Below are 25,247 nucleotides of genomic sequence, written 5' to 3'. Positions count from 1 at the left end.
CGACCGGAACGAACCCGATCACCGAAATGGAAGACATAAGAATATCCGCGTTCGAGACGTTGGTGAAGCTACTGTGACCCCGATCGTCGACATCCAGAACGTGACGTTCGCATACGGCGAGACCGTCGCCGTTCGAGACGTCTCACTGACGATCGAAGAGGGTGACTTTCTCGGACTGGTCGGTCCGAACGGGTCGGGGAAGACGACCCTGCTGCACCTGATGCTCGGCCTGCACGAGCCCGATAGCGGAACGATCGAACTGTTCGGCCAGCCGGTCGACGAGTTCGATCAGGGAAGCCGCATCGGGTACGTCTCCCAGAAGGCCACGAGCCGCGGCGGGACGATGCCGGTCACCGTCCGCGAGGCCGTCACGATGGGGCGGTTCGCCCACGCCGGCCACTCGCGGCTGACCGCGACCGATTCCGAGATCGTCGACGACGCCATGGAAACCGTCGGCATTTCCAATCTCGCCGATCGCCGGGTCAATCAGCTATCGGGGGGACAGCGACAGCGAGCGTACATCGCCCGAGCGCTCGCGTCCGAAGCGGATCTGTTGGCACTCGACGAGCCGACCGTCGGCGTCGACGCGGAATCGCGAGACGCGTTCTACCGGCTCCTGGATTCGCTGAACGACGCCGGAATCACGATCGTCCTGATCGAACACGACATCGGCGTCGTCACCGACCGTGCGGATCGGATCACCTGCATCAACCAGGAGGTCTACCACCACGGGGATACGGAATCGTTCGTCGAAAGCGACGCCCTAGAGCAGGCGTACGGATCGACCGGACAGGTCGTTCACCACCACCACTGATGCACCACGACACCAGACGAGCCCTCGAGCGAGTCGGTATCGCGCTTACGGGCCTGCTGGCGGTTGTGATGATCGGCTTTCTGACGCTCGAGTGGCTCCAGGAGTACCCCTACGCGGGGATGCTTTACGACCAGTTCATGATCGCGGGCATGTGGCTCGATTACCTCCTCGGGACGAGCGTCTTCAGCTACTCGTTTATGCTGCGGTCGATCGCGACGGGCGTGCTTATCGGGATCGCCGCGCCGCTGGTCGGCACCTACCTCGTCCACCGGGAGATGGCGCTGATCGGCGAGACGCTGGCCCACACCGCCTTCGCGGGCGTCGCTATCGGACTGCTGTTCAGCGCGACGACCGAGTGGGACGGCTCGCTGCTGTTCGCCGCGCTCGTCGTCGGCGTGATCGGCGCGCTTCTCGTGCAGTTCCTCGCCGAGCGGACCAACACGTACGGCGACGTCCCGATCGCGATCATGCTCACCGGCAGCTTCGCCGTCGGAACGCTCATCATCAGCTACGGCCGCGGCGGATTCTCCGGCGTCAGCATCGAGGACTACCTGTTCGGCAGCGCCGCCGTCATCCCCGCCGAGGGTGCACGGATGGTCGCAATTCTCACCGTCGCCGTCGTCGGCGTCGTCGCGCTGACGTACAAACAACTGCTGTTCATCACCTTCGACGAGCAGGCCGCCCGCGTCGCCCGACTCAACGTCACCTGGTACAACACGCTGTTGATCGTGATGACGGCCGTCGTCGTCGTCGGCGCGATGCAGATTCTCGGCGTAATCCTCGTCGCTGCGATGTTGGTAATTCCGGTCGCGGCCGCCTCGGAGGTCGCACACGGCTTCCGAGAGACGCTCTCGCTCTCGATCCTGTTCGGCCAGGCGTCGATTCTCGGCGGCTTCGCGTTCGCGATTTCGCAGGGGCTGCCGCCCGGCGGATCGATCGTCGTCGTGGCGATCGGGATCTACCTGCTGGCGCTTCTCGTCTCCAACCGATCCGGAACCGCGATCTCGATGCACTAGCGCGTGAGTGCCGTTCCCGGACGGCGGGACCACGCTATACGTTTAACCCGCTCCTCGCCCAACTTCCGGGCGATGGGACGGTTATCTGACCTCTTTACACCCGAGTCCGTCGCCGTGATCGGTGCCACCGATCGCGAGGGCGCCGTCGGTCGGGCGATCCTCGAGAATCTGCAGGACGAGTTCGCGGGCGAGGTGATCCCGATCAACCCCAACCGCGATCAGGTCCTCGGACTCGAGTGCTATCAGGACGTGCAGAGCGCGCCGTCGATCGATCTGGCCCTGATCGTCGTCCCGCCGAGCGTCGTGATCGACGCGCTCGAGGACGTCGCCGAGGCCGGAACCGACGACGTGGTCGTCATCACCGCGGGTTTCTCAGAAACCGGCGGCGAGGGGGCCGAACGCGAGCGACGGCTCCGCGAGATCGCCGCGGAGTACGATCTCAACGTCGTCGGTCCGAACAGTCTGGGCGTGATGTCGACGCCGGTCGACATGAACGCCACGTTCGGCCCCGAAAACGCCCTCGACGGGTCGATCTCCTTTATGAGTCAGTCTGGCGCGTTCATCACGGCCGTGCTCGACTGGGCGAACGAGCAGGGGATCGGCTTTCAGGACGTCGTCTCGCTGGGCAACAAGACCGTGCTGGACGAGACCGACTTCGTCCGCGAGTGGGGCGACGATCCGGAGACGGACGTCATCATCGGCTACCTCGAGGACATCGACGACGGTCAGGGGTTCGTGCAAACGGCCCGCGAGGTAACCGACGACACGCCGATCGTCCTCGTCAAATCGGGTCGAACGGACGCCGGCGCGCAGGCCGCGTCCTCGCACACCGGTGCGATCGCCGGCAGCGAACGGGCCTACGAGGCCGGCCTCGAGCAGGCGGGCGTAATCCGCGCCACGTCGGTCCAGCAGTTGTTCGACTGCGCGCGGGCGCTGTCGGGACTTCCCGAACCCGACACCGACGGCGTCGCCGTCGTGACCAACGCCGGCGGCCCCGGGGTGTTGACCACCGACGCCGTCGGCGACTCGAGCCTTGAGATGGCGAACTTCACCGACGAGACGATCGACGCGCTCGCGGAGGCGATGCCAGAGGAGGCGAACGTCTACAACCCGATCGACGCCATCGGCGACGCCGACGTCGAGCGCTTCGGGACGGCACTCGACGTCGCGCTCGACGATCCGAACGTGGGCAGCGCGGTCGTCGTCAGCGCCCCCACGGCCGTCCTCAAGTACGACAAACTCGCCGAGGTAGTGATCGAAAAACGCGAAGAGTACGAGAAGCCGGTCGTCACCTGTTTGATGGGCGGCGACCGCGCGCGCGCCGCCGAGGAGGTCCTCCGCGAGTTCGGCATCCCGAACTACTTCGACCCCTCGCGAGCGGTGGCGGGAGTCGACGCGCTGGCTCGCTACCGCGACGTGCGGGACCGAACGATCGACGAACCGACCGGCTTCGACGCCGATCGCGATCGCGCCCGCGAGATTCTGGAGCGCGCCCGCGACCGCGACGACAACCGGCTCGGCGTCGAGTCGATGGACTTACTCGAGGCCTACGGTATCCCGACGCCTGACGGCGATATCGTCGACGATCCCGACCGGGCCCGCGACGTCGCGGCGTCGATCGAAGGCAACGTCGTCATGAAGATCGTCAGCCCCGACATCACCCACAAGTCGGACATCGGCGGCGTGAAAGTCGGCGTCGAGGACGACGACGTCTACGACGCCTACGAGGATCTCGTCGCTCGAGCGCGCAACTACCAGCCCGACGCGTCGATCCTGGGCGTCCAGGTCCAGGAGATGCTCGACATGGACGAGTCGACGGAGACGATCGTCGGGATGAACCGCGACCCGCAGTTCGGCCCGCTGCTCCTGTTCGGTCTCGGGGGCATCTTCGTCGAGATCCTCGAGGACACCTCGGTCCGGGTGGCCCCGATCGGCGAGGGCGAGGCTCGCGGGATGGTCGACGAGATCAAGGCAGCGCCGCTGTTGCGCGGCGCCCGCGGCCGCGAACCGGCCGACGTCGAGGCCATCGTCGAGACGATCCAGCGGCTCTCACAGCTGGTAACGGAGTTCCCGTCGATTCTCGAACTCGACGTGAACCCGCTCGTCGCCGGCCCGAACGGCGTACGGGCGATCGACCTCAGACTCACCGTCGACACGGAGGAACTATGACTGACACCGACACCGACACGGAGATCGAATCGACCGACACCACGACCGACGCGGGGACGCTCCTCGTCAGTTCGCTCGAGGAGAGCACCGGCAAGACGGCGATCACGCTGGCGCTCGCCCGCCTCGCCCGCGAGAAGGGCGACAGCGTCGGCTACATGAAACCGAAGGGGACTCGCCTGCAGAGCAACGTCGGAAAGACCGTAGATGAGGATCCGATGCTCGCCCGCGAACTGCTCGATCTCGAGGCCGAGATGCACGACCTCGAGCCGGTCGTCTACTCGCCGACGTTCGTCGAGCAGGCGGTTCGCGGCCGCGAGGATCCGAACGAACTCGGCGAGCGCGTCCGAGAAGCGTTCGACGGACTCGCGGCCGATCACGACCGGATGTTTCTCGAGGGCGGCGGGCGGTACGACGTCGGAGGAATCGTCGACCTCACCGATGTCGACCTCGCAAATCTGCTCGACGCACGCGTGCTGCTGGTCGCTCCCTACGAGGTTCCGGGCGACGTCGACGACGTGCTCGCGGCCGTCGAGACGTTCGGCGATCGACTCGCCGGTATCGTCTTCAACGACGTCGCGGACGCGGCGTACGATCAGCTCGAGACGGACGTCGTCCCCTTCCTCGAGGGGCGCGGAATCCCGGTTCACGGCGTGATTCCGAGCGAACGAACGCTCTCGGGTGTGACGGTCGCGAATCTCGGGGACGAACTGGGCGCGTCGATGCTCGTCGAGGAGGGTGCCGACGCCTACGTCGAGCGGTTTACCGTCGGTGCGATGAGCGCCGACAGCGCCCTGCGCCACTTTCGACGCACGAAGGACGTCGCGGTCATCACGGGCGGTGATCGGGCCGAAATCCACACCGCCGCGCTCGAGGCGCCGGGTGTCCGCTGTCTTATCCTGACGGGTGGACATCGGCCGTCCGGCGCAATCCTCGGCCAGGCTACCGAGAAAGGCGTCCCGATCCTTTCGGTGCAAACGGATACGCTGACGACGGTCGAGCGCGCGGAGGACGTCGTCCGGAGCGGGCGCACTCGAGATGCGGAGACGGTCGATCGAATGGAGGCGTTGCTCGCCGATCACGCGGCCGTCGATGCGATACTATAGTAGCCACTGACAGTCAGTGCACAGCCGTCGTGCGATCGGCGTGTAACCCGTTTCAGTCGGTACGATAGAGTGAGGAGTCCGATAGCCGACCGTCGGTGACGAACTCTCTTCTCCGGAAAAACGCGGTCTCGAGAGGACGGGTAGCCCTCGTCGAATTTCGCGGCTCCCAGTCGGACCGAAAACGTGCTCGAGAGGGGTGGTCCGGGCACACCACCCCTCCCGAAAACTGCCGGATGTCAGAGGCACCCCGGCAGTTCACCTATCGATCGCCGTTGATATACCCTCATTCCCCGAACGACACCTCATTCGCTGCCTAATCGTATTTAAACATTTCCGTAATTTATGTAGGAACGTCGCCGTTGCCCGTTGGTACTGGAAAGCGCCGATCGTCATTCTTATTTCGGTATCTGTGCGAGGGAGAACGATGAGCGAGGAGGACGAGGTACTGGACGTCGTGAGCGCCCGACGGACGATCCTCGAACGACTCGTGACGGACGCGCTAGATGCGAGCGGGCTGGCCGCCGAACTCGGCCGGTCGCGGTCGACCGTCGACAGGGCGGTGTCGGACCTCGAGACGGCCGGGTTGATCGAACGGACGAACGGCCGGTACCGAACGACCGTCGCCGGAGTACTCGCGCTCGAGGAGTTCGATCGACTCGCGGATCGTCTGACCACTGCTGCCAGCGTGAGCCACCTCTTCGCGCCGATAGCGACCAACGTACCGCTCGATCCGCCGTTTCTGGAAGGCTGTAACGTCGTGCTCACATCCGCGAGCGAGGCCCCCGGTTCGACGCTGCACACACCTCGCGCGGAGCGAATCGAACCCGAACGCGCGCTCGAGAAACTGCTCGCGACCGGCGACTCTCACCGCGCGGTCCTCCCCGACGTTAGACACCACGTCATCGACGCCTACCGTGACGCGATCCACGAGGGGATCTCGGTCGCCGTTGCCCTGCCGAGTGCCGACATCGAGACGTTGCTCGTCGATCGCCGTCAGTCGACCGTCGCGGCGCTCGAGACGGGACGACTGACGATCCACGAAACGGAGCGGACGCCGCCGTACGCGCTGATCGTCGTCGAGCGTGTCGACGGCAGTGGACTGGCGAGCGAGGAGGCAGACGCTGCGGCCATCGTCGCCGTCTGCGTCGACGACGCGATACGCGGGTTCGTCGTCAACGAGACGCCCGCCGCACTCGAGTGGGCGAGAGAGCGACTCGAGACGATATGGACGAACGCCCGGCGCCTGTCTCCCGACCCGGCGGTGGAGTGAGCAGTTACACCGCAGCAAACCGATCATGCAGAGATACAGTCACAGATTCGTGTAGATTACGTCTGACCAAGAATTAAGAGTCACCCACACATGACTGCTGGTATGGACGACACACACCAGGAGATCACTTCTCTCGTCGGTCGTGAGGTCTACTCGAACAACGGCGTTTTCGTCGGCGAGGTCGAAGACCTCCAGTTGAACGTCGACAGCGAGACGATTCAGGGACTCGCGCTCGGCAACCTGAACTCGGAACTGTTTAGCGAGGAGGCCAAGATCGGACAGGGCGTAATCGTCCCGTACCGCTGGGTCCGATCCGTCGGCGACGTGATTCTCGTCAACGACGTCATCGAACGGGTTCGCGAACCGGACGAGGAAGAGGAAGACGAGATCGTCGCCTGATCAGTTCCCGTTGGACCCTTCGCTGCCGTCGACACCCATCGCGTCGAACAACGTCCGCTTGACCGCCTCTTCGGTTAGCTTGAGCAACGTATCGCGGGTATCCTCCGAGATCTCGATCCCGGTAAAGATACCCAGCGGAATCTCTGCGCTGGCCTGCGTCGAGTGGCCTGCGGTCTCGCCGATCTCGCCGTAGGCGTCGGCTAACACCTTCCCGATGTTGATACGGATGTCCTTCGAACGACCCGCGAGGAAGATCGTCTCGTCGGCGATGCCGAAGACGGCGGTCGTCGTGACGCCCTCGAGATCGAGGAGGTGACTCGCGGCCTGCGTGAGCGCCTCTCGATCCCGGACGAATCCGGCGTTCGAAACGAGGTGACTCCCCTGGACGTCCCGGTTGGTGATCGCTTCGGCGAGGACGTCCAGCGTCTCGGGTGACATCGACGGCGACTCGACCTGCTCTAAGGTGTCGTGGTTCGCGAAGGGGTAGAGATAGGCCGCAGCGGTCAGGTCGGCGGGGGTAGTGTCGCGTTTGAAATCCAGGGTCTCCGCGCGGATCCCGTAGAGGAGTGCCGTGGCGACCTCCTCGGAGACGTTCATATCGAACTCCTGGATGTACTTCGTCATGATCGTCGACGTCGAGGACATGTTCGGTCGGATGTCGACGAAGTCGGGATCGTGGGTCTCCTCGGCCTCGTGGTGGTCGATGATGATGTCGACCGTGAGGTTCATTTCGGCGGACGTCGCGTGATCGACGAGCGCGACGGTGTCGTACACCGAGTGGTCCTCGATCTCGTCCCACTGGACGAGGTCGATTCCCAGAAGGTTGACGAACGCGCGGTTCTCCTGGTGGCCGACGTCGCCCAGATAGATGATGTCCGACTCGATGTCGAGATGGTCGGCGATCGCCTGCAGCGCGGCCGCGCTAGCAATCGAGTCCGGATCGGGACTGTCCTGGGTCAGGATCGCCAGCCGCGAGTCCGTCTCCTCGACCAGCTGGGAGAGTTTGCCGGCGTTGTACTCGAGTTCGCCGGACTCGAGCGCCCGGAGCGCGGACTCCGCGATGACGGACGAGGGGTTGATGACGATGTCGGCGCCGAGGTCGGAGAGTTCGTCGCCGGAGACCGGGTCGCTCGCGCGTGCGACGAGGAACTGGCTCTCGTCGTTTCTGGAACGGATGTGCTCGACCGCTTTCTTGTTCGCCTCGACGTCGGAGGCGAGGATCAAGACGACGTCGCGTTCGGCGACGAGGTCGGCGGACTCGGGTTCGCGGATGTCGGCGGTGCGGGCGTCGAGATCCTGATCGCGCAGGGATTCGACGCGGCTCTCATCGCGGTCGATAATGACGACGTCCTTCCCCTGCTCGACGAGTTCCTCGGCGACGGCGTACCCCACACTCCCGCAGCCGAGAATCGCGTAATCCGAGATGGACGAGATCGTAACCCCCGTACTCATGTGACAGTGTGGTCGAACCGACCGTACTTAACGGTCCCGAACATTGGCACGTTACGTCAGCGAACGTGGGGGACACGGTTACAAGCGGCTTGGCGACCACTCACACGACGCCTGCTAAGGGAAACGTATATTTGTCCACACCCGAAAGTCGCAGGTACAGGGCCGGTAGCTCAGTCCGGCAGAGCGTCTGACTCTTAATCAGACGGTCGCGTGTTCAAATCGCGCCCGGCCCGCTTCTGCGCCTTGCGTAACAGAGTCCAGAGTAATCGCCAGCATGCGTCGAGTTGAGCTTGCGCTGGCACGCATTCTGCGAGACGGTGCGCAACGTCGGGTTGCTCGGGTCAGAGTCATCCCGCGATTCGAGGGTGTACGTGTTAAAGCTATGGGCGTTAACAAGATGGTGCGCGCGAGTGGGATTGCTGGCTGCGCTAGCTGTCCGGGGTCGATTATTAGTCAGACCACACCTCACTTAGACCGTGATGATCGGGTTACAGGGCGTCACGACTATCGCGGCGATTCTCACTGCTACCGCCGCGGTCCTAACCCTCGCCTCTATGGTCCCTGCGTGGGTCTTATGGGTGACTGGTGTAGTATTCGCAGTTCTCATCAGCGCTGAATTGGTATCCATAATCCAATCGGCGGTGCTTGCATGACTGCGGTTCGTGACGTGATCGGACCTGAGCAAATTCGGATCCTACTGATCGAGTTGAGTATGATCGCCGTGGGGTCGCAGGATTCGTTTGGTTCTGACCGCGCAACGCTTAGTGCGCGTTCGCTACTCGCGCGTGGTAGTAGATTCTTTACTGAGATCAGGTATGTTCGAGATATCGTTGGCCATCATTGACAAGTAACTCGGTGAAGACTGCTTCCTCGCACACTACTGCGGTCGGTACGTGGTGTGTGGTTACTCGCTCCTGTACTCACACTGGTTGCCACAGTGGATTGCTGACAGGCGTTAGGCGTATCTCGATGTCGCTCGCCTCAATGGGCCTGGCGACGCTAAGCCATGGAACCTGAGCCTGCTGCCGCTGCAGCATATATGGCTCATTGGCACATCGACAATACTTATTGAGAAATTGAGTCTAAGCGGATGTTTTTGTAATCTCATTACGTACACTCCTATATGAACGAGCGCATCATTACACTCCTGAAGGATGAGAAGGGGACATGGACTGCGAGAGACGAAATCCTAACAATTGATGCTCATGCAGACACCCGCACTGAGGCGCTCTCTGCACTCGATGATGTCATCGACGCTACCACAGGCGAAGGGACACAGGAATACACCAACGAGGAACTCCGCGACGCCGGTATTGATCCTAAGGAGGATCGGCCACGACGTAAGGATAGTAGCCGAACGCTGGACGAGTTGGATTTCGGTGGGACCGCACTGGATGGCCGGTGGCCCTCAAATGATCACGAATAGGCCAATCACGCTAACGACCCTTGTACAGGCTGATGATGGAAATGTATGTGTAATAATATAGTCGCACTACTGTAGTGAATTGTTGAACAAGAGCACGAACAAATTCTCGAACCAATAGTCTAGAATTGTTATAGAATGTGTGTAAATGGTGATTTGCACAGCCGGGGGAATTTTACACAGGGATAGAGAGCACCTCTACACAGATACACAGGCCAGAGAGAGTCATAGACACCTGAATTCAAAACGGCGAAATCTGTGTATGCATCCACACTGCGGTACCCCACGTCTCCCATTCGGTAAGTGTCTATACACCCGGTATTTCAGTATTTTCGGATTCCTGACCATTTCTCGTTACCGAACTCATCTACCCCGTGATATTGCTGGACTGGATTGAGTGTATCTCTCATTTCAAAGTGGGTATCAAACCACTCCGTCACATCATCTGACTCGGCCTCAACAAGGCTCGTAATCGTACTAACGAGATGTGCCGCTTCTTGATCGTTGTTCCCAACCTTACGGCTGCGCCAAATTTTCCGGTTCACAGCGTCTGCTGACCAATTTTTGTATGGTTCAGAGAACGGACCACCATCAAGCGTGTAGATCCTTTCATCGTGTAGCTTGTTGAAAAAGGCACACATATCCGACCGTCCCTCAAAGATCCACCACACTTTCACAAACCGTTTCTTGTAACTTTCCCACTTTTCAACCCATCCATCACGATCACCTGTGCTAGTGAGAACCTCTACAAACCAATCTAAAGTCTTCTGTGGCGTGCGCATCTTAAGATCTGGATGATGTTCGTGGGTACCTAATATTGGGTACCAGGTGAGGCGTTCGACCCACGTGTAATTCTCCACATAGTGGGCAGCAGCCTCGACACCTTTCCGGTGTAGGAGTAGTTCGTTCGGATCTCCGAAAATTGGACCGGAGTCATCCTCTGAAGCCCAGCCAGGGCGGAGGTTAAAATCATCTGCACAGTCCTTGAAGATGTCACGAATGGCTTGAAGTCCTTGCTCGGTCGGAATCCAATCGATTTTTCGACGACAAATCCATCCTTCGCGTAGAAAGCCCCGATCCAATAACTGTTGATGAGCGTCTTCATGATCAGAGTACTCCTCAGCTGACCATCCACTGAACAATTCCCGAAGTTGGGGTTCGGAATGAGTCCCTAGCTGCCGTTTCTCATTGCCCATTTTCAGGCATTTCCCGTTATACCACCATGTGATGATGAAGAGAACGTCAACCTGGTATTCGTCAAGTCCGTAGAATCGAGCCTGTTCGGGGTATGGTAGTGGCATTCTGCTTTCGATTCCTGGATAGGCTATTAAATATCTATGCAAAGTTGGTGCGCCCTTCAAGAATCGAACTATATTGTAGAGGCGTGACGGGGTCCAGTACCTGATTACTGGTACAGGAGGTAGTGCCAAGATTGTGTACCACGATCTAGTACCGAATTCCAGTACCACGCTCCTGTACCATGATACAGTACCACAGTTCTGTAACACGAGTCAGTTACTGATGATGTTCTCTGTTACTCCTTTTTGCCGGGATATCGTCATACTGTGATTTGAGTCATTCAATTGCAGACATTCCGCTATTCATTGCTGGCTCTGACACCTATCTACCGAAGAAGTTGGTCTGACAGATTCGTTCGAGAGAATTTATAAGGTTTCCATGGCTTCTCTCTATAAATGGGTAATTCATCTGACGAGGTCTACACACGAGAGGATGCAGAGGAGGAGATAGATATCCTTCGTCGCGTCGAGGAGGATGTTGTAGATGCAATCAAAAACGCAGAAGACGAAAGCGTAGTTCGGTATTTGATCGAAGACGAAGAACTGGATAGGATCCACGATGGAAAGCGTGGACTCGGTAAAGTTCGACGTGCAGTCTTGGAATCCTCGATTGCTTCTGACAGCCTTAAGCGTCTCGTGAGTTTGCGAGGAGATGAAACACCTGAGGAAGTCCTTGTCCCAGACGATGTGATGCGAAACGCAAAGGTTGCCCTCAAAACCGGAAAGCCAGTCGTTCTGTACGGTCCTACTGGTACAGGGAAAACAACCTTCGCAAAACAGCTGGCCCAAGACACCGGTATCGGATACAGTCTCAATACTGCAACGCCTTCGTGGACACCGTCAGATATCATCGGGGGCATCAGCCCAGACTATACCGGAGAATCTCTGAGCTACCGTACGAAATTAGGCTGCGTTTCGGAGGCCGTACAGCGTGCCCGTCGATTTGACGTCCAATACGGCGTGATCCTAGACGAAATCACTCGCGCAGATATCTCCAAAATCTTTGGCCCGCTGTATACTGCTATCGAGAATCCTCACCAGACCATTTTCGAGACTGACGAAGGTGAGACAATTGAACTCGACGAGCGGGTGAACATCATCTGCACTATGAATATGTCCGACCGGACGGTGAACGAACTTGACAACGCGATCACCCGCCGGTTCGCCATGATCGAACTGGACGAGTACGAGGAGGACAAACGCCGGCAGCTGTTCAAAGATTGGATCACCACACACGTCACCGAAAACACGGATCTCGGCGAAAGCGAGATCCTTCGACTGTTCGAGCGCGATTATCAGGGAATTAATCACGGTCACGAATCGACGTCGCAAGGATCGATCATGCGCTTCGGTCCGATGCACTACCGCGACGTCGCCGTTTTCCTCGGCGTCGGCTGTCGGGAGGGTGGCGAGTATGAGTACGACCAGACTGATGCGGTCGGACAGGCGTTCCGGACGTACATCGTTCCGCGACTCCTGAACGCCGCCGCGTTCCCGCAAATCGAGCGAATCGCAGAACACTACCGCGCGATGAACGGAGAGTTCGAGGAGTTCGACCTCGCCCCTGCTGCTGAGTTAGCCGAACGAGAACTCGAACAGGAAAGACGTCAGATGGGCTCCTACGAATAATGAGCACCGTTGACGAAGTCTACGAGTACGGGCAAGACACTTTCAACGTCCCCGAGCGAGGGGAGATCCGGATAGAGGGCTGTCCGTCGTCCATCGGGGACCAGCTTCGTCGCGCTTCCTTCACACAAAAGAGTCCAGGCGTCTTCACGAAGAGTCAGGCGGCACTCAACGGCGATCAGGAGTACGAGGTCGTGACGGTCACCGTAGACGGAGACGAGAACGAGGTGATCCACGTCGAGGCGACGGACATCATCGGCGTAGTGAGCCTCACACCGTCGTCGAAAGTACAGGTCGATCCGAAGATTGACTGGGAGCACATCTTCGACATGCTGTTGGCCGTCTACGACCAGAACCGGTCCATCGAGTATCATGGGATCCCGCTGCAGGATTTCCTCTCCGACGATATCCACCTCGACGACGTCTTTGTGGTCTTGGCAATCAACTACCTCGACGGGTTAGAGACGATTCACCGACAAGGGTACATCCGCGATCTGGTCATCCGGCGACTCGACAGTCTCGATGGGCGGGGTGAGATCGACGTCGAACAGACGCTCTTGAACCACGCGCGCGGGACGCTGGAGCCACATTGGGTCCGCAACGAGACTGAGTACGATAACGCCGCGAACTCGCTGCTCCACTTCGCCGGAAAGACCCTGCTTCGGCTCTTCCGACAGAACTCGCAGCAGAACGACCACCCTGCGTACGACCGCATCTTCTCGGAAGTTCACCGAGAGGTGGAACGCTTGGAGAGTATGGGTGTCGGGAGCGGGTTGGACCGGATGGACGAGTATCGACGCCTCTCGCTCAGTGACATTCCGAAGCAGCGACGGTACTATCAAAAGGCGTTCGACGTCGCTAAAGCGGTGATGTCGTCGTCACTCGGCCAGCAACTTCGTGACGGTCCGCGAGAGTTGGTCGTAGATTACGTCCTAAACATGGAGTCATTGTTTGAACAGTACTCTCAGGTCGTCATCGAGCGCGAGCTCTCGTACATCAAGTCCTACGACCACCTCGGCGACCTCGACGACGTGACACCCGTTCGGTCACCGTCCGTGAATCCGTTCGAGGGAGAGGGACAAATATACCACGAACCGGACCACGCGCTGCAGGAGGGTGACGAGACACTGGCCGTACTGGATTCGAAGTACTACGCGGAGGGTCACGATCCGGTTAAGGAATCACCGTCCAGGTCACGACTGTTCAGCTACGCCTACCTCCTCCACGCTGACCGACTCGCGTTCCTCTGTCCGCTACTTGAACCGAAGCGCCGGCGAGTCACCCAAACTGGTGCTGAACTGCAAATTGTCTCACCTGAGGGCGAATTCACCTTGGACCGATACGGCAACGTCGTCCACGGCTACCTGCACGACGTACTCGTTCGGAAATCAACCGAACTCGAAGCCTTCCGCGCTGTCGCAGAGAATCGACTATGCCTCGACGGCGTCGAAGAGGCGGATCTGAGTGAAGCGAAATCAATGAGTGGGCCGTTCATCTTCAAGGACGTTCGGGATTTCTCGCTGCGCGTTCTCAAGGCTGCCGCCGACGAGCACTCGTGGGAGGTCCGCAATCGGTACGACCTAGAGCAGGACGGTGACTGGACGCGGGAGCAAATCGAGACGCGCTGTAAGCAGCGCTACGAGCACACGACAACGTGCATCCCTGTGTTCTGCCGTGAACAGGGTCAGGAGTGGATCGACCTGTACTTCCTGAACGGAAGTGGTGAAGTCGAGAAAGAAGGACCACTGAAACTTCTGTAGCGCGTTAGAACGGCGCGACGAGCCACTCTCCGTCCTCTTTCCGTTCAAGCTGTGGACCGAAGATCTGCTGGAGAGGGTAGAGTTCATCATCGTATCGAAGGTCGTAGGTCTTCCCGCTTCGGTGGAACGATCCTTTGACAACGAACTGTACCGTGGGGCTCTGATACTCCAGATCGTTCGCACGTCGGTCCATCTCATGGGCGAGTTCGTTCGCCAGGTCGTCATCACTCAAGGCATCTGAGAGTCCGACGACACTCACCTTCTTGGGGACATCGTCTTTCTTGAGCCGCTGGAGGAACTCTTCCACAGGGATCTGATGTTCGAAGGTTTCGTAGGCACCTTCGATAACAAGATTATACTGTCCGGGTATTTGTCCAGGTCCTGCCATTACCTACGGAATGTTGGCGAGGGGTCAAAAAGGGGTACGGTACTTCAGTCTTCGCGGACGAAGCCTTCCGGCGGGAGTAACGCGTCGAAGTCTGGTTGGTCGGCACGCTCGTCGGCGTCTGCTTTCAGCTTGTCGCATGGTTCTTCATACTCAACTTCACGTATGAGACAGAATAACCGTTTCATCACCTGTGATTGATTGATTCTAGCTCGGTGTGACAAGTTCAAGCGGGCTACGGCAATCGGATGTTAGGGAGGGACCTCAGCGGCGAGTGCCTCATCGGTAGGTGACCAGGTATACTTATTCTGCTCAGCAAGGCCAACGTTCTGTAGGCGACTCAGAATTGAACCCACCTCGCTTCGTTCTTTGCCGTTCGAATTTGGTTCTTCGAACGGTGAATCGGGAAGTTCGCTCGCATCTCCGTGGATGACACGACGAACCGCGCCGCCGGTGTTCTGGCGAAGCGCCTTGAGAACGAACTGTTCCCCCTTCGTAAGCCGGTCAACCGCGTCTGCAGGTTCTTCGATATCGCCAAGACGTGTCTCGGGTGCCGCCCACTCTTCGAGGACAAACTCGATTATTGTCTCCTCGCGGTTCTCGATGTTTTCGACGGACCACTCGTCGTACTCGTTCTGGATGTCCCATTGCACCCAGAGTTTCGACTCCACGTACCCCTCGTCGCGCTTTGTCTCGAACTCAGCGTTACCCCACTTCGAGTTCCACGGTCTGCTCGCCAGCGTGAGGTTCCCGAGTCGGTGAACATACGCGTCGTACCGTGCTTCGGGGCTAGGATACTCGTCGGCGTTCTCGATCGGGAGTTCGTCAGGACTTTGTGGCCAAATGTGTTCGACCGTGTAATCGTTGCTCATCGCTTCCGTGAGCGTTGGTCCACCGCGCTCACCCTTCTCGTCAGCTCGATGTTTGTTGTAGAAGTAGAAGAGGTACCGGAGATCCTGCGAGCTCGCTTTCGAGTACAGGTCAGAAGCTGTAAGGGATCGCCGAAACTGCGAGTCATCCTCGTATCGGTTCATCAGAGAAACTACCTTACTCACCCAGACGTCAGCGGGACTGTCTTCGCTGATGTCCCGTGTGCGGACGTAGAGGCTGGACTCTCCGGTGTGGCTACGATGGTTGCCAATCGAATAGACGCGAAAGATGTACGTCTCAATCGCGTTCAGTAGATCCCGTTTTTCATCGTCATTGAGGGTCGGCCACGCTTTGAGGAGCAACGGGTAGAATTTCGTCGCATGACGGAGACGGTGTATTCGGTAGACGAGGTTCGAAATTTCGTCATCGCCGGTACAGTCAAGCACTTTTGCTAATGCGTTGAATCCGCGCTCCAAGCTGTTGGTGTAGTCTCGAATGTATTCCAAGCACGCTTGGGGATCTTCCCGCCGAAGCGTACGAACGTGCTCTTTCAGTTCGCTGAGGAAGGCAGGATCACTGTACTCGTCGGAGTTCGACCAGTCGAAGTACGAGATGAAGTGGTAGCGCTGGACCGCATCATCGCTGATGTCGGTGACATATGGCGACTCAAGCATCGTTTGGTGGTCATTGTACATTTCCCCGAAGGATTGCCGAATTCGGTGAATGGTTGCCTGCGCCTCGCTTTCATCGTCCGCAGCGAGGTAGGCCATCCGCATCAGGAAAGATTTCGTCTTATCGAACGTTGAGAGCGACCGACCGCGGTCGTTGACGCTGTCAAAGATTAGTGTCGCCTTTTCGGGGTTGGCTGCGTCAACGACATATACCATCAGTTCGAGTTCTAGGATGGCCTCCCAGAGTTGCTTGAGTTTCTTAGCGACGTCCACGGGATCGACATTGGGGGATGCAGTGAGGTCGTCGAGTTGCTCGTCAAAGTATTCCTTCGCCTCGATCATCTTCCGCTGGGACGGACGCTCCGGCTCGTGAACGTTGTGCCCAGTGAGCAGCCATTCGAGGTACTTGTTGTCCTCTTTGTCGAGTAACTGGAGCTGGTAGATGTTGTCCTCAACGAGAAGCGTCTCGCGCATCTCTTCGACGTCATCGAGGATCTCAGCCTCGTGATCCGTCTCCGGCGCGATTTTCTCCAGACACTCCGTCATCGAGCGGACCAGCAGCGAAAGCGAGGTAAGGCGCTGTTGGCCATCGATGAGGAGATTGATCGGTTTCGCTCTGGAAGAGCCGTAGCCACTGGTACTCCCGCCGCTTTCCGTTTTGTCCGTCTTCTGGATGATGATCGTCCCGAAGTAGTGCTGTTTGTCCGGTGGAAGCGTGTAGAGGTCAGTCCAGAGGTCGTCCCACTCTGGTTCGGTCCAGGAGTAGTAGCGCTGATACTCCGGAACGTGGAACACCCCCGCTGTCGTCAGTTCCTCTAACGATTTCTTTCCTGATTCCATACAGTTGATTGCTCAGGGAGGGTAGAAAGTACCTTGGGATGTCATTATCTCTCCAAGATCGGCACATCGAACTCCGGGTAATAGATTCGTGGTTCAGTCGATGAGGGATCCGGGGGTACTGTCGTCAAGTTCCCATCTCGCGCGGCGACGGCAAGCACCATAGAGTCGAGGATGTCGTCTCTTCGGACCTCTTTGAGAAGGTATTCATCTCGTGTATCCCGATAAAGCGCTTCGGCGTCGTCGAGTTCGTTACTGAGCAGTTTCATCCGAAGCCCGCGACCTCGGTCTGAAGATTTCGAATAGGCGATTGGCTGGCCGTTCAGGGCAGCAAAACATAGTTCGGGATGGCTCTCACGCACCACCCCGTCATATCGCTCTCCAACGACGTCGGCGACCTGCAGACTCTTTCGACCGATATTGTGTGCCTGTTGAGAAAGTCCGTGGCCGATTTGGTCGCGGTGTTCATCGTTCGCCTCTTCGTAATGAGTGAGTTCAGCTGCGCTTCGACACGGCGGGTAGAAGACCGACATTCCCCGGCTACCTAGTAGATCGCTTGCATCCTCGTCACATCGACGTCGCTCGTCTTCTGGGAGTCCAATAGGGATGTCTACGAGGATTCTGTCTGCTTCAGTGTAGGTTTCACTGAGTGTCTCGAACTCTTCGTAGGTCTCCGTTCTGACGCCGTCGTTGTGAATAACTGTCGCAAACCATCCGATCGGGCAGGCATCGACGCCGACGATTGTCTCGCCAGATGTAGTCATAGATCACTATAGCAGGAGAGGCGGTGAAAACATCACTGACAATATCGGAATCGACGGAGGAAAAACGTAGCCGCGTAGAGTTAGGGTACGACCTTCAGTAACTCGTGATGTCTCGGTCCCCAAGCACGCGCGTGTACGTGTCGTCGCCAGTCACGTCCGCGAGTCGGCCAGCGAGCTCACGCATGTCGTCATCAACATCCCACTTCTCGACGTAGTTCTGGACAGCCTGACCCTTCTCGTAGCGGTAGCGGAGGAATTGGAGCTTGTCGAGGTTCGACAGGTGGTCGCCGCCGTCGCCATTGACACGCTCCTGGATGTACGCCTGGCGCTTCTCGTTGTCCCAGGTACCGAGTTCGAAGCCGTCATCCTGATTGTAGAGGCACGTTTCCTTGAGGTCCTCCGGGGTGGCATTGGTCCCGCGGCAGAGCTTGTTCACGTCGTCGTAGGAGACGTTCGATGTGTCCAGCAGGTCGATGAAGACGTCCTCGACGCCGATGTCGCTGGCCTCCTGGATGATGCCGTAGATCTCCTGGACGACCTCCTTCGCGCTCATGATCTCGCCGTCGCGCTGGACCTTACCGTGGTGCTTCGAGTACTCGCGGAAACACGCCCCCATCTCCATCACACCGATGTCACCACGTGAGAGGTCGCGGTTCTCTTCGAGTTGTTTTCGGGTGCGGCGGGCTGTGCGGTAGATGTCACGGCGGAGCGACTTCCATGAGGCGGGCTCGGTGTCGTCTAGAGGGCGGGCGACGACGACGATGTCGAAGGAGACGGCTTCGCCCTCAATGAATTTGTTAATGTCTGCCGTGAGTGGATATGTGGCGGTAACTTCAAATCCGACCTCGCAGAGGGCTTCAAGCAGTTCTCCCCAAGACTCTGAACTTGCGTGGTGATAAGTGAAGGTGAGTGATCCATCTGATGTCAGAGCTTTGTGAACCGAACTGAATGCCTGTTTCAATTCAGATTCAAATTCTGGAGCTCCCTTGCCTTCCGCGGGATTCGCAACGATACTCTCTGCTCTTGGTGTTTCGTGAGGTTGAAAATGATCGTAGCGTTCCTTCAATAGCAGACGCTGCCATACGTAGAAGTAATTCGATAGTTCGGAGTAAATCACATTATCGTAGTATGGTGGGTCAGTTATTACTGCATCAAATTCGTCTTCGAAATCCAACTTTCGGGCGTCACCACAGAACAACTCACTCGCACTACCGACTGTCTGCTCAAATTCTGCAGTCTTATTTGTTTCTCCATTCGTGACGTAACGGTCTGTTGGTGCATTAGCGTAGTCAACTCCTGTTTTCACCATATCCCACATTGCAGAGAATGTGCCTGACCCTTCATCAGTCCCCCACACATTGTTTTCTATAGGTTTTACTGGAGGCCTGAAGGCGTTTGTTTTGAAAATCGGTTGGATTTTGTTATATCCGGGATTATAGTCTGTCAACATAGTATTATAGTTCAGACTCTCAGAAAACGCCAAGAGCAGATATTCTTGAATGTTCTCGTTCTCAATTTCGTCAATCTGACTTAAGATATTAGACAGACAAAGAAGCTGGCGTTCATTGAACATATCAGCCCATTCTTCGTACCCCTGTCGCAGGATATTGTGTCCACCGCCGATACCGCCTTCAAACGCTGAACTATCTGACAGAATTCCTAACGGAATCTCTTCATCAGGTACAAATTTTTTGTGTTCATCTGTGTTTTCCCACTGTTTGCATGCTTCATTGAAGAGTTTGATATCCTCCTCTTCAGCCCGCTTATACCCCTTATATTCACTCTTATTGGCTCCCTGTTGTTCGCACACCGAACAATAGTACTCGATCGCATACAGACGAGTAGAGAATCCGTCCTGCTCGTTTACAGCATCTACAATCTTATATTTCTGCCCGCAATCACGACAAGTGTATTTCCCCTGTCCGACAGTCCCTTGATCCGGAACGAATCCATTGCCACAATCTCCACAAACAGTCTCCTCATGCCAGTCTTTCACTAAGTTAGTGAAGTCACACTCAGGGCAGACTACATTATAACGGTCATCTTCGCTATACCTACCTTTACCAAGCCGGTAGTCATTAGTTAGCGAGACTTCTGAGTCACAAGAGATGCAGTCTAGTTCCTTCACCCAGAAGTTGTACATCACGTCGGCGTCGTGGTCGCCGTTCGGACAAGGCGTCTTGTAGTACTGGGTGATCTCGTCGGCAACCTCCTCTTTCACCTGCTCGAAGGCTTCCTCAAGCTCTTCGACGTCGGTCTGGCCCGCTTCGAGTTCCTTCTTGGTGACGAACCAGGCGACGGGGTTCAGGTCGTTGCCGACGACCTCCGCGCCGAAGCGTGACGCCTCGACGAGCGATGTCCCACCGCCCATGAACGGATCGAGAATCTTCTTGTCCTCAACCTGAACGTCCTTCGGGTAGAGCTCCCAAAGGCTCTCCGGGTCAGTCATATCCACACGTTCAAGGAGCGAGGCGACATCGAGATCGGACTCGCCGTCGGCGTCGTCACCGTAGGCTGCGAGGGTGCTGCCCTCGTGGCCCGGTTCGAACACCGAGACCTTCTCCGGATCGTCAAGTAGTGTGTAGAGAGAGATCGCACGGAAGACACAGCCGAGGCGTCGCGCCCACCACTTGTGCATCGTGTAGATCGGCCGGTAGTACATCTTCGCCCTTCCCTCTTTCTCGGCGATCTCGTTCACGCGCTCAATGGGGAACCCGCGTTCGATGGGGAGTTCCGTCCGTTCCTGCCGACCCTGTGAAGATCCAGATTGCTCAGACATTATTCAGTATGTAGATGCGATTATCCACGAGCCACATAAGTGTGCGTTCTCTTGGTTAGAGACTAACCGGAAAAGTACAATTGGCTGGTTTGACAATAGTCATCCTTAACGAGGGGGGTCGAAGATATCAGTAACCTAGTTCAGATTTCCAATTATCCCAAGCATCCTCCACGATGGCCTCTTCTGCCTCAATAGTATCTACAACCCGATCCACACATTTCGGACTATAACCGGGCCGGGTATCGCCAGCCCCTAGTGATAATTCGGATTGATGAAATTCATCTCGCTCCCAAATCCCCATTTCCATTAAGATCGTCTTCAGCCTTGGTAAAGAGAGTTCATTTTTCCAACTGCAATCATCTGATAATTCAGAATCAACCTGTTTCTTGAACTGCATTGGATTAAAAGGATATCGCCCATGTATATTCTTTTCTGTGAATAGGTATACATCATCCTCTTCGCCAATTTGATCTTCAGGAACGTACCGTGCAGGAATACCGGGATCATCCGATCCCAAATTTATCCGAATGCCGCCTCCTGAATCTACACCGTCAGAAAGCGCTGCGAAAGTACTCGGAAAGATTTCGTCTATCTCCTGATCGTCAACTGACTCTAATTTTGAATTCAATTCACTAAGATCAGGTGTTTGACCTTCATCAGCGAGACCCCGTTCCAACGAATCCAAGGCTTTCATTTTCCTTCTAGCCTTGTTAGTGGCACCATCCCGCATCAGATTCTGTATCTCTTCCATCTCTCGGTCTATAACAGCCGAAATATCTACTGGAAGTGTAGTCGATAGAGGCAATACACGACCGGGGAGGTAATCGGATAGCGACTCGTTGAATACATTGTTAAGCACACGCTCAAAAATGTCTGTACACTGCCTTGACTGTAAATACAGCTGTTGCTCTGTGACATCAACCTGCTCGTGTTGGGCATAGTCTCTCAAATTATTTAGCGAAAAAACCGCGGCTGATTCGGAAGGCGATAGACATTGCATCCGCTGATTATCTCTTGTTCCATCTCGGCACCTTTTTACACATTTTTCCAGCGAGATCGTCTGACCGGTACCTCCCCCACCTCGGATCTCGCCACCCCTTCGTAAAATCGCTGCTTTCAGTAACATTTCAAAACTGTGATCAAGAAATATCAGCACACCTTCCGTTCGACCGTTATTGAAGGGCCGATTAAATAACTCAACAGCAATCCGGAAAGAGTTAACTGCGGTATTTTTGTAATTCTCGTATTGAGCCATATTGAGTGTGTATACTGAAATGTTGAATAGCTTTCTAGAGTCCGGTACACAGGAACGCTGTGACAGCAGTATAAGACCTTGATAGATTACTTCTGGAAACTGATCTCGATCTTCAGACTCGATGCTTCATCGGGCATTCGCTCGAACAGGTCCTGCACTTTCGTGTAGTCTTGCCCAGACCGCAATGTTAGGCTGACCTGCGTCCGATCGACGTCGGCGGTCCCCTGAAGAGCGCCGGGAACACCCTCCCTGTCCGGTAGCATGAACGTGACGTCGCCGTAATCGACACTCCCTGTCTGGTGATTGTTCCGCCACTTGCTCCGCATCGCAGCGACGTCGTCACCGTTGTACTCGAAGCGCCACGTGGGAATTTCCGTGTCGGCCTTCCGGAACGGGTACCCAGGTACCCAGTCGGAGGCTTTCTCCGAGCCGGTCGTGTTGACGACGTACTCTGGTTCTTCGTCCTTCCCGATGTTCTCCAGCAGGTATGTCCGTACCATATACTCGGTGACGCTGCTGTCGAACCGATCGGTGACTTTGTTCACCGTGAACTGGTCACCCGGTTCTAGGTCCTCGATGTATTCCAGAATCTGGTCACCGATCCGGTCGGGAACCGTCGGGACGATCTTCACCGTCGTCGGGTCGCGGTCGCCAAGCGACCCGAGGTATCGACCGCCGGCTTCCAAGACGTAGTCGTCCACAAGGAAATCGTTGACCGCCTCGCGGGCGACGGACTCAGTCTCGTCCGGCGGGAGGAACACCGATTCCTCCCCGCGGATTTCGCCGATGATCGTGTCGAGGTTCGCGTAGCCGTCTTCGTTGATGTGTGTCTCGATGCGGTCCACGAGGGACGATGCACCGACGACATCCGCACCGCCGACATCGCGGAGCGTTGCGTCGGACTGCGGCTTGTCGAGAATCTCGTTCCCTTTCACGATGACATACTGTGCCTCACGGGCGAGCCGACCAATGGCACGCATAACGACGTCGTGGCTATCGCCATCGAGCCAGATTTCCCCATCTTCGACGAGTTCCAGTTCGAAGTCTCCGATATCGAGCGCCGTCGTCCCACTACCGAAGCGCTGGCGTAGTTCCTGTTCGACGTCATCAACACCCCACACGTCCACGTCATCTTGCCGGACGAGGACGGTATCAAGCGAGCTTCCAGAGAGGTCGTCGCGGAATCCACCTGTATCACGGGCGAGAACCGGCTTGTCTGAGAGCGCCTTGACCGTCGCGTTCAGCACGTCGTTCGCGCTTCCGGGAATCGGGAGTTCCGGGTCGCGGAGGAACTGCTCGTAGATGTCTTCGACCGAGATCTCCCCGCGTCGCTCCAGCAGGTCTTCAGCGATATCCCAGACGTGCGACTGAAGATCGAACGGGTCAGCAGCAGCTGAATCTGCGATATTTGTCGCGTCGAGTTCGGCGTCATCGAGGACGAAAACGTCGAGATCCATCGGCTCTACGTCTGCCCACTCGTCGTCATCCAACAGATTCTCGCCGTCAATGACTTCGCCGTACAGGAGTTGAAGCTCTTCACGGAGTTCGTTCTCCTCTTGCTCCTTCATACCCCGAATCGACGCGCGGATTTCGTTGTCGAGGGACTCATCCGCGAGTACCTGCCGCGCTCCCTCGATGTACCGCGCCTTGTCGATGTACCGCGTGCCTGATTCGATGGCTTTGTCACCGGATGGCTGGACGAACACGAGCGTGTTGCGCCATTCGCGTCCGCGGCCATCGTTCGTGATTACTTTCTTAACTTCCTCCTGCACCCACTGACTGTCCTTCACGACGACTTTCACCTCACGGTCATCCGGGATGTCCCGCATGTCGTTCGTCCGGAACCCGACCGGGTACGCGTTCGAGCCAAAGATATCCGTAATGAAGTCCGCGATCTCGGCTTTCGCTGACGTCTCCGAGACATCAACAGCTGCATTTCGAATAAGTGCGTTCGGGTTCTGACGGTCACGGATAGCATACTTCCCGTTCAGTTTGTGGAGGTGCCACGCGACACCGTGGAGTCGTTCGAGGTTGAGCACGACGTCGGAGACGAGGTCGTCCGTTTGGTAGGCCCCCATCACGATCTCAGAGACCTCCGCCCCCTCGCCCTCACTGGGCTTCAACGAGTATAGCAGAATCGTATTCAAGATGCGGCGACCGTGAGGAACTTCATCTGTGTCGACACGGCTTTTGATGTCACCAGTTGCGGCGTTCAACCGTTCGTAATTGATCTTCGCCAGCTCGTCCTCGAACTCGATGGCGTCGATGTCGCCGTGCGTGATCAGGTCCGTCTGATCCTGCATCTGCAAGAGGACCTTCGAGAAGAGGTAGATCATCCCGCGCGTGTTCTGATTGTCCTCGTCGGCGTAGTAGCGCGTCTCAAGCGCGTCCAGAAGCACGGGATGGAACGGATACAGGTCATGCATTTCCGACAGCAGACCGTCGGGAATGGTGACGTGGTCGGACTGGTCGTAGGCATCAAAGTACCCGTTGACGATCTCACGGGCAGCATTCTCGTCCACGGAGTCGATCAGGCGGTGGCGAAGGACCTCGCGTTTGTCCACCTGGTTGTTCATATTAACCTCGACCGCCTGTTCCCGGTTCAGAATGTCGTGAACCTCGGAACCCTCACGGAGCACCGAGACGATAGTGTACAGTTCGAGGTCCGAGAGCGCCGTCGATTCGAGGAGTGACTGAAGGAAGGCTTTGTTCGCACTCTTGCGGTCGCCCTGGAGTGTGTCAAACCAGTCCTCCAGTTCGTCCACGAAGAACGCGACCGTTTCGTCGCCGACAGCCTCCTGAATCGTCTGCATATCGGGATACCCGCCCGAGCTGAACGTTCCAGGATCGTAATCGAGTGCCTCGAAGAACGGTTCCCAGAGGTACTCGTACTGTTCGTTCTGCATGGCGACCGTAATCGGCGTTGCCGACTCCGGGAGCGCAGCATCAAACCCTTCGATTGAATCGCTCGTCCATGCGCCTGCTGCTTGGGGGTCATCAAAACAGTGGTATAGTGCTACCATCTGGTGCGACTTCCCACTGCCGTACGGGCCATAGAGGATGTGCGTCCCCCGTGGGTCATCGCCAGTCAAGGAATCTCGGAGGATCGAGAGGGCCTCTCGGAGCCCCTGAGTCATCAGCGTCCGTTCGAAGAAGAGCTCCGCGTCGGACTCGAATTCGTTGTCGTCGTCAACGTTGTAGAGCTTTACTTGACCATCGATCTGTCCGTCTTCTCGAAGTTCACGGCTGAGAGTCACCGTGTCTTCGAGGGTATTTGATAAAGATCCGGTTTGTGCCATCTTGATACTTACCAGACTCCTTTGACACCCAATAAGCACTATGGTCCTGTGGGTTCA

The 25,247-nt window shown here is 57.2% G+C and carries 17 protein-coding genes and 1 tRNA gene; 10 read left to right on the top strand and 8 right to left on the bottom strand.

Annotated features, from left to right (window positions below):
* Nucleotides 1-73: 73 nt before the first annotated feature.
* From NED97_RS07235 to NED97_RS07210, 6 genes are all read left to right on the top strand, one after another.
* The gene (locus NED97_RS07235; RefSeq protein WP_252490039.1) at nucleotides 74-814 is read left to right on the top strand and encodes a metal ABC transporter ATP-binding protein; all 741 of its coding nucleotides are present in this window, start codon (nucleotides 74-76) and stop codon (nucleotides 812-814) included.
* A complete protein-coding gene (locus tag NED97_RS07230; RefSeq protein WP_252490038.1) occupies nucleotides 814-1,830 on the top strand; it encodes a metal ABC transporter permease in 1,017 nt (338 codons plus the stop codon). The genes NED97_RS07235 and NED97_RS07230 overlap by 1 nt, the downstream gene beginning before the upstream one ends.
* 72 nt (nucleotides 1,831-1,902) lie before the next feature.
* A complete protein-coding gene (locus tag NED97_RS07225; protein ID WP_252490037.1) occupies nucleotides 1,903-3,999 on the top strand; it encodes an acetate--CoA ligase family protein in 2,097 nt (698 codons plus the stop codon).
* The gene (locus NED97_RS07220; protein WP_252490036.1) at nucleotides 3,996-5,102 is read left to right on the top strand and encodes a phosphotransacetylase family protein; all 1,107 of its coding nucleotides are present in this window, start codon (nucleotides 3,996-3,998) and stop codon (nucleotides 5,100-5,102) included. The genes NED97_RS07225 and NED97_RS07220 overlap by 4 nt, the downstream gene beginning before the upstream one ends.
* Nucleotides 5,103-5,526: 424 nt before the next feature.
* The gene (locus NED97_RS07215) at nucleotides 5,527-6,372 is read left to right on the top strand and encodes a helix-turn-helix transcriptional regulator (RefSeq protein WP_252490035.1); all 846 of its coding nucleotides are present in this window, start codon (nucleotides 5,527-5,529) and stop codon (nucleotides 6,370-6,372) included.
* Between the two features lie 102 nt (nucleotides 6,373-6,474).
* The gene (locus NED97_RS07210; RefSeq protein ID WP_148860072.1) at nucleotides 6,475-6,771 is read left to right on the top strand and encodes a PRC-barrel domain-containing protein; all 297 of its coding nucleotides are present in this window, start codon (nucleotides 6,475-6,477) and stop codon (nucleotides 6,769-6,771) included.
* Here the strand turns inward: NED97_RS07210 and NED97_RS07205 are convergent, their stop codons facing one another.
* Nucleotides 6,772-8,223, bottom strand: coding sequence for a DHH family phosphoesterase (locus NED97_RS07205; RefSeq protein ID WP_252490034.1), 1,452 nt, complete (start codon nucleotides 8,221-8,223; stop codon nucleotides 6,772-6,774).
* Nucleotides 8,224-8,382: 159 nt separating this feature from the next.
* Between NED97_RS07205 and NED97_RS07200 the strand changes: the two genes are divergently transcribed.
* Nucleotides 8,383-8,456 (top strand) — tRNA-Lys (locus NED97_RS07200).
* A gap of 890 nt (nucleotides 8,457-9,346) precedes the next feature.
* The gene (locus NED97_RS07195) at nucleotides 9,347-9,649 is read left to right on the top strand and encodes a type II toxin-antitoxin system HicB family antitoxin (RefSeq protein ID WP_252490033.1); all 303 of its coding nucleotides are present in this window, start codon (nucleotides 9,347-9,349) and stop codon (nucleotides 9,647-9,649) included.
* 320 nt (nucleotides 9,650-9,969) lie between these two features.
* Here the strand turns inward: NED97_RS07195 and NED97_RS07190 are convergent, their stop codons facing one another.
* On the bottom strand, nucleotides 9,970-10,947 hold the full coding sequence (locus tag NED97_RS07190; protein WP_252490032.1) for a hypothetical protein: 978 nt from the start codon (nucleotides 10,945-10,947) through the stop codon (nucleotides 9,970-9,972).
* Between the two features lie 393 nt (nucleotides 10,948-11,340).
* Between NED97_RS07190 and NED97_RS07185 the strand changes: the two genes are divergently transcribed.
* Together NED97_RS07185 and NED97_RS07180 are read left to right on the top strand one after the other, a co-directional pair.
* Nucleotides 11,341-12,573: an AAA family ATPase gene (locus NED97_RS07185; protein ID WP_252490031.1), complete on the top strand. Its 1,233-nt coding sequence runs from the start codon at nucleotides 11,341-11,343 to the stop codon at nucleotides 12,571-12,573.
* A complete protein-coding gene (locus NED97_RS07180; protein WP_252490030.1) occupies nucleotides 12,573-14,330 on the top strand; it encodes an McrC family protein in 1,758 nt (585 codons plus the stop codon). Before NED97_RS07185 ends, NED97_RS07180 begins: the two co-directional genes overlap by 1 nt.
* A 4-nt stretch (nucleotides 14,331-14,334) precedes the next feature.
* On the opposite strand, the gene NED97_RS07175 is transcribed toward NED97_RS07180, so the two are convergent.
* From NED97_RS07175 to NED97_RS07150, 6 genes are all read right to left on the bottom strand, one after another.
* Entirely contained in the window at nucleotides 14,335-14,718 is a 384-nt protein-coding gene (locus NED97_RS07175; RefSeq protein WP_252490029.1) for a hypothetical protein, read from the bottom strand.
* Between the two features lie 248 nt (nucleotides 14,719-14,966).
* Complete coding sequence (locus NED97_RS07170; RefSeq protein WP_252490028.1) at nucleotides 14,967-17,096, bottom strand: DUF262 domain-containing protein; 2,130 nt, start codon at nucleotides 17,094-17,096, stop codon at nucleotides 14,967-14,969.
* Between the two features lie 44 nt (nucleotides 17,097-17,140).
* The gene (locus tag NED97_RS07165; RefSeq protein WP_252490027.1) at nucleotides 17,141-17,857 is read right to left on the bottom strand and encodes a DUF429 domain-containing protein; all 717 of its coding nucleotides are present in this window, start codon (nucleotides 17,855-17,857) and stop codon (nucleotides 17,141-17,143) included.
* 94 nt (nucleotides 17,858-17,951) lie between these two features.
* Nucleotides 17,952-20,636 (bottom strand): DUF1156 domain-containing protein, encoded by a 2,685-nt coding sequence (locus tag NED97_RS07160; protein ID WP_252490026.1) that lies wholly within the window; start codon nucleotides 20,634-20,636, stop codon nucleotides 17,952-17,954.
* 127 nt (nucleotides 20,637-20,763) lie between these two features.
* On the bottom strand, nucleotides 20,764-21,891 hold the full coding sequence (locus tag NED97_RS07155; RefSeq protein WP_252490025.1) for a DUF3644 domain-containing protein: 1,128 nt from the start codon (nucleotides 21,889-21,891) through the stop codon (nucleotides 20,764-20,766).
* Nucleotides 21,892-21,977: 86 nt separating this feature from the next.
* Nucleotides 21,978-25,190, bottom strand: a complete 3,213-nt coding sequence (locus NED97_RS07150; protein WP_252490024.1) for a DUF499 domain-containing protein — start codon at nucleotides 25,188-25,190, stop codon at nucleotides 21,978-21,980.
* Between the last annotated feature and the right edge of the window lie 57 nt (nucleotides 25,191-25,247).

Source organism: Natronococcus sp. CG52 (assembly GCF_023913515.1).
In the GTDB taxonomy this organism is placed as follows: Archaea; Halobacteriota; Halobacteria; order Halobacteriales; family Natrialbaceae; genus Natronococcus; species Natronococcus zhouii.
The sequence above is the reverse complement of the archived record's forward strand: the minus strand, read 5'-3'. Positions and strand labels throughout refer to the sequence as shown.